Here is a 6,687-nt window from a genome sequence, read left to right as displayed (position 1 = left end):
CGCCCCCATATCCGCTACACAAGTAGTTACTTTTGTCAACTTTCTTGTTAAGAAAGATGTTTATAAAGCATAGCTTATTAAGGGGGATGCGAGGGGGATCGAAATATATGCAACTTCACATTAAATTGGTATAAGGCAAATGTTATCCCTCTGTTAGAAACTGCTGCGTAAATTTTTAGCAGGGAGCTGATACGTAAATGAACACGTAACAGCCGTGAGCCTCCCAAAGCTTTATGTCCCCAGCTTCAAGACGCAACAAAAGACGCCAACTTCTGGAACTGTACGGAAACCGCTGCCACTGGTGCAACAAGTCGATGCAGAAATCAGAAAGAACTATCGAACACTTACTCCCGAAAAGCCGAGGCGGGTCTAACGCACTCTCCAACCTGCGTTTAGCCTGCTTCAGTTGCAATAATTCGCGTGGAAATAGCCTCGAACCTCCGGACGGCAATAACTTACGCACACAAAGAGCTCAACCACATGAGAAAATAGCTTAGGATTTTCGCACGATCGCGAATTTTCATAGCTAATAGACATCTCCCAAAAAGCCTGTCAAGAACAGCCAGGATGCCTGTTCCACAAGAATTATGGGAGATGTCTAACAAACTAACTTGCTCCTCAAAAAAGTCGCATGGATGACCTAGATGGACGGTTAAGCGCTCTAATTGCAGAGGTGCGCCACAACCCAGCTAACAGTAGAAAATGGCGCTCGGCCATGCACAAGCTCTTATGGGAAATTCAGCAACTACCAGGACTCAAAAAATCAGCCCATCAAAATTATCCTGCTGCCCTCAACCTTACTTTAGAATGGGTTAGTCGCGAGATTGCTAAATTTGAGCCGCGCCAATCTTCTGTTTCAAAAAGTTTGGTTAACTGGATCAACGGCTACCTGAGTTGGCGAATTCAAGATTTGTATTCTCCTGACAAAGATGCTCCAATTAGTTTAGATGCTCCGATTGCGGTAGATGCTGGGGAAACAACTCGGCTCGAACTATTATCTGATTTTACGCTCAGCGGGTTGGATGGCATGATTGAAAGTGTTCAGAAAGAAACCACTCAGCGAATAGGTCTCCAACTAGAACTTTACATAGAACAAGATCCAGAAGGCAAGCTAAAAAATAGCTACCCTGATTCTAAGCCGGAGTGTAACTGCCAATTCCTCAGCAAAAGAAGAGTGTTAAAAGACCCTCCTGACAAGTTTAAAAACTTAGAAAAAGAGTTAAACGTTAAGTACACAACCCTGCATTCTCACTGGAAGAGAAAATGCGAACCCTCGTTGCAAGAAATAGCCCGCACTCTAGGATATAAACAGGAACTAAAACCATGAACATCGCAGAACTACCTCTGTTAACAGTACCAATAGAGTTAAAAGCTCACGAAATGGCGCGACAGTTGGCAGCAGTTCAAAGTACAGTCCAAAAAGGAAAACGAGTTTACTTGAATGCACTGGCTGTTTACGCGGTTCACAGCTATTTAAAATGGCTGCAAATTGAAACAGATTTGAAGCATTCCGATAGTTTCAATCCAGCAAAAACGGCGCTAGCTAATGTCGCTGACTTGCTAGTTACTGGCATTGGTTCCTTAGAATGCCGCCCAGTTTTACCTGGTGAAATAACCATTCTATTACCCGAAGAAGTAATAGAAAATCGGATTGGATATGTGGGAGTACAGTTTAGCGATCGCCTTGACTCCGTGCAACTATTGGGATTTGCTCCCAGCTTCGATAGCTCAAATCCACCGCAACAAATAGCAGTAGCAGAACTGATGCCGATCGACGCTTTAATTGAACAGATTACTCGTTTAGAAGAAGCGATCGCCTTCTTAGAAACAGACGATCCAGTGGCGATACAGGTACGATCTACGATCCAAACTCAATCGCAGAGCAATATTGTTGCCCAATTAGAGCGTATTTATCGAACTTGCGAGGAGTACGAGTGGCGTTACGCAGGGGGAGAGATGTTAGCTGGGAGTACCGCAGGAGGGGAGTTTACTCGTGAAAGTGCAGATAGCGGCGACACTGATTTAGAAGATTTAGCCGAAGCACTGCTGGAAAAGTTAGCAGAAATATGGAGGGATGCTGCGTAATTTTGGAACGAATAGCTGATGTGTATATGTAGTATCCCCTTCGTAACCTGTAAAGAATATGGCAAAAGGATTCGGCCCGAAAAAAACTCCCCAAACGACAAAACGCCAGACAGCACAATGGGATTCCATCCAAGAGGAAACTCGGTTTCGTTTATTCTTTCAATTATTAGACGCTATTTCAGAGAGTCGCAGGAATTTCCAAACGGTTGACCAAAGGATAGTGCCAGAAATTAACGTCGTGCTTGAAGCTAATCAAGCTCAACTTGATGAACACTTTGTTAAGGTGTTGCGATATCACTCGTCTGCGATACTATCTGAAGCACCACCCGCAGGGAAAAAAGGAATCGCTGCTCGACTTATGATGTTAAGCTACTGCATCCATGAATTTAAAAAAGGAAATGAAGCCAATAATTTAGAGATTGCCATTGCAGGTTATGAAATTGCTGTCACCGTCTTAACCTACGAAGCTTTTCCAGAACAGTGGGCAGCTTGTCAAAACTCTCTCGGTAATGCTTATCACCGCCGTTTGAAGGGCGATCTCGCCGAAAATCTAGAACGATCGATCGCCTGCTGCCAAAATGCCCTACAAGTATTGACTCGCGAATCTCGTCCCATAATGTGGGCAGAAATTCAAAAGAATTTGGCTATTGCTTATGGCAACCGAATTCGCGGAGATCGGTTAGAGAATGCAGAATTAGCAAGAATCGCTTGTTGCACAGCAATGGAAGTTTACACCCGCGAAGCAATGCCTGAAGCATGGGCTCAACTTCAAAACAATTTAGGTCTTATTTATCGCGATCGCATTTGTGGCGACAAGGCGGAAAACTTGGAACAAGCGATCGCGTGTTATCAAAACGCCCTGTTATTCCGCACCCGCGAAGAATTTCCTCAACTTTGGGCGCAAACTCAAATAAATCTGGCATCTGCTTACCGCCACCGAATTCACGGCGATCCGGTAGAAAATGTTGAGAAGGCGATCGCAGCTAATCTCGAAGCTTTGCAAGTTTACACTCAAGACATTTTCCCCGCAGATTGGGCAGGAGTGCAAACTAATTTGGGTAACGCTTACGTGCATCGACGTAAGGGCGATCGAAATGAGAATTTAGAAATGGCTATTGTCGCCCATCAATCTGCTTTAAAAGTCTTTAACCCGGATGAGTTTCCTAGAGAGTGGGCTATGGCTCAAATGAATCTGGGTAAATGTTACTTCATGGTTGAATCACACGAAAAAGCGATCGCTTGTTATCGATTGGCTTTAACAGTTTGTACGCCAACTGCTTTCCCATTTGAATGCTCGGGCGCTGGAGAAACCCTTGGAAAAATAGGATTTGCAATAAAAGATTGGAAATTAGCCATTGAGGGATACGGTATCGCGATCGAAGCCGTAGAAACCAGGCGTACTTGGGCAACTTCTGAATTTCGCCGCCAAGAAATTTTGGAAGAGGCGATCGACATTTACGCAAACATCGTGCAAGCTTGCATCAATAACAAGCAGTTAGATAAAGCTGTTGAATATGTAGAGCGATCGCGCTCTAAACGCCTCGTAGACTTAATGGCAAGCAATGACCTCTATTCAAGTGCAGAAATTCCGGCTGAAATCCAACAGTATTTACAGGAGTTTGAACGCCTACAGCAGCAAATTGACAAAGAACGAGGGCGCAATCAACCTAGCAACGACTTTGATAATAGCAAACTTGATAACAGCCGTGCAGCACTAGCAGCTTACAATCAAACAATAGCTGATCTGGAAGCTGATAAACTCCTAATTTGGCAACAACTCCGCCGTTTAGATCCCGTGCTTGCGGGTCAAATTCGAGTCAATCCTCTCGAATTCCCATCCATCCAGAAGCTGATCGACAAACCTACTACTGCCATTCTGAGCTTTTACACCACTGCTAGCGACACCTTGATATTTGTGGTGCGGCAAAATGAGATTACCCTACACAATTGCACCGATTTAGGATTGGATGCTTTGCACGGATGGATTTTCCCAAATTGGTTAGAAAAATATGTTGAGGATAATAAATCTTGGAAAGAAGAGCTAGTTGGGATGCTAACTGAACTGGCAAAAGAGTTAAATTTGAACGATCTAATCTTATCGCATTTAGACGGAATTTCTGAACTGATTATAGTTCCTCATGATGCCCTTAATCACATCCCTTTCGCTGCACTACCCATCGGAGACAACCGATATTTAGGAGACAAGTTTCTCATTCGTTACGCACCTAGTTGTCAAGTCTTAGAATTCTGCCAGCAGCGTCCTTCATTAGGCAATAACCTAAACTGTGGCACTATTGAAGATGCGACGGACGACTTGCCTTGCGCCAGCTTTGAAGGAGAGCAACTGGCAGTTCTTTATAGTATCCCAGACAATCAACGCTTAAAAGGTCGCCATCAAGCTACTGTTAGTAACTATCGAGAACTCGCGCGAACCGTCCAAATCCTCCACTCTAGCCACCACGCCCAGTCGCGCTTTGACAATCCCTTAGAATCGACATTAATTTTAGGAGATGGCTGCATTACTTTAGGTCAGCTTATGACTCCCGCATGGCGTCTCCCTCAGTTGTCGGATGTATTTCTTTCCTGCTGCGAAACTGGATTGGGATTGACTGAAATTACTGGCGATATCCTTACTTTTTCAACTGCTTTTTTGTCGGCGGGAGCCAGAAGTGTTATCAGTACGCTTTGGGCTGTCGAGGATTTAGCTACAGCACTTTTCTCGATTTTTTACTATCAAGAGTGGCAGCAGGGAAAGAATCGCCCCGAGGCTATGAGACAAGCTCAAGTTAAGTTGCGAGAGCTTACGGGCAATACCTTAGAGGCTAGTTACAAACCCCAGCTTACAGAACTTTTGAAAGAGAAAGGTAGAGAAACCGGCGCGCTCCGCAAAAGCTCCCAGGCAGAACGAAAGGCTTGCTCCTCCGGTTCCTCAGACTATCAGCAATGGGATAAAGAATACCAAAAGTATGCTAAAATTGGCAACCAAATTTATAATACTCGGAAAAATTTAGAGGAATCTTGTCAGAAAGTAAAGCCTTTCTCTCACCCTTTTTACTGGGCTGCTTTTACCTGCACTGGGATTCGGTAATATTAAATCATATCAAATCCGTTAGCATCGGAATAGTAAATTCGAGTTCACTGTTGACTGTTGACTGTTCACTGCCAACAGTCAACAGTCAACAGTGAACCGTCAACATCATAAGGAGTGTAACCGGAAATGATATCACATTTAAATCCTCAACAAAACTCATCCCCGCATCCTTACAAAGTTGGTGCGACAATTAATGAGTAAGTTGATAATTTTTAGTTAACTCGTTGGTAATCGGAAGACTTCAGAGTATGAGCCAAAAAGCGTTCTGTGTAGTACAAAGCTAATTGATTGCTCGGCCCATTAAAAACTGCATCAAAGGCGTGTTCAGCCCAAGGAATTTCGAGCAAAATAGCCCGTGAAGCGAAGCTATCCCGTAGGGAATCGCCCGTGGCTCGCAATCGTTGGTAGAGCGATCGACCAAACTTAGGCTGAACGATATGGTCGCGACCTGCATAAACCAGTAGAGAAGGGGGAAGATTCGGTTTAATATAATTTATGGGAGAAGCCCGACGGTAAAGCTCGTTGAGTTCGTCTGGCGTTCCTCCCAGAAAAGCACGCAAGACGGCTCGAACATTTATGGCATCAGGAAAAGGTGGGTCATTATATCCCCGAATCAGGTCATTTGGCCCGTAATAGTTGACCACTGCTCGAACTGGAAGCACACTAGAATCATAAGCAGTTAGCATTGCTAAATGGGCACCTGCAGACCTTCCCATCAGAGCAATTCGATCGAGATCGATTTCCCAATCAGCAGCATGAGTTTTGATATAGGAAAGAGCGGCTTGTACGTCCTCAAGCTGAGCAGGAAATTGATACTTGGGAGCGTGGCGGTAAGCAATTGCAACCACACAATAGCCTTGAGCGGCCATGTAGCGGCTGAATTCCTCATTGGAATCGGCATTGCCTCTTTGCCAAGCTCCCCCGTAGAGCGTGATAATCGCCGGATATTTGCCAATTTCCATCGGCCGATAAAGGTTTAGTTGCAGTGAAACTCCGTCAGGGTTGGCAAATACAATAGCCCGATCGATCCTAACCTCTCTAATCGGAATTCCTCGGAAGGCATCTGCGAGGATAAACGGTTGAGGGCGTAGCTGCGCGCGATCGGCTTGAGGAAGGGCTGCTAAATAGTTTTCCCCTAGAACAGCTTGCATTTGAGTAGCTATGGCTGCATTGGCTGCTGGGAACTGAATCAGGGGAAGCAGGCCCAGGATTAGGGCGAACAGGTTACAAATGAGTAAAATAATGTAGACTTTGCCTTGATGCCGTCTGAGCAGGTTCAGCAGAAGGGCGATCGCGTTGATACCGACCAACCAAGGACTGATTTCTGGTGATCCCACCGCCAAAGGGTACAGGAACATCGTGGGTGCTGGTATGATGACCCAGAGACTGAGAAATAGGGCGATCGTACTCAGGAACCAAGAAATAAATGGCGAGACTAATAATGCTGCTAATAAAGGTAACTTTTTGCGGTTCTTCTTGTGGATCATCGGATTTTCGCAGCCTAATTTTTA

The 6,687-nt window shown here is 44.9% G+C and carries 5 protein-coding genes; 4 read left to right on the top strand and 1 reads right to left on the bottom strand.

Annotated elements, in window-relative coordinates; all coding sequences use genetic code 11:
• Window positions 1-233: 233 nt before the first annotated feature.
• The 4 genes from QUB04_RS11340 to QUB04_RS11325 all read left to right on the top strand — a co-directional run bounded on the left by QUB04_RS11340 (window position 234) and on the right by QUB04_RS11325 (window position 5,173).
• On the top strand, window positions 234-497 hold the full coding sequence (locus QUB04_RS11340) for an HNH endonuclease (protein ID WP_333284194.1): 264 nt from the start codon (window positions 234-236) through the stop codon (window positions 495-497).
• 134 nt (window positions 498-631) lie between these two features.
• Window positions 632-1,327, top strand: coding sequence for a hypothetical protein (locus QUB04_RS11335; protein WP_333284192.1), 696 nt, complete (start codon window positions 632-634; stop codon window positions 1,325-1,327).
• A complete protein-coding gene (locus tag QUB04_RS11330) occupies window positions 1,324-2,085 on the top strand; it encodes a DUF1822 family protein (RefSeq protein ID WP_333284190.1) in 762 nt (253 codons plus the stop codon). The genes QUB04_RS11335 and QUB04_RS11330 overlap by 4 nt, the downstream gene beginning before the upstream one ends.
• 58 nt (window positions 2,086-2,143) lie before the next feature.
• Window positions 2,144-5,173 (top strand): CHAT domain-containing protein, encoded by a 3,030-nt coding sequence (locus tag QUB04_RS11325; RefSeq protein ID WP_333284188.1) that lies wholly within the window; start codon window positions 2,144-2,146, stop codon window positions 5,171-5,173.
• Window positions 5,174-5,388: 215 nt separating this feature from the next.
• Here the strand turns inward: QUB04_RS11325 and QUB04_RS11320 are convergent, their stop codons facing one another.
• Window positions 5,389-6,663 (bottom strand): alpha/beta hydrolase, encoded by a 1,275-nt coding sequence (locus QUB04_RS11320; protein ID WP_333284186.1) that lies wholly within the window; start codon window positions 6,661-6,663, stop codon window positions 5,389-5,391.
• Window positions 6,664-6,687 lie beyond the last annotated feature (24 nt).

Source organism: Microcoleus sp. D2_18a_B4 (genome assembly GCF_036702475.1).
GTDB lineage: Bacteria > Cyanobacteriota > Cyanobacteriia > Cyanobacteriales > Microcoleaceae > Microcoleus.
Note: the sequence above shows the minus strand (reverse complement) of the source record. Positions and strands in the feature narration are given on the sequence as shown.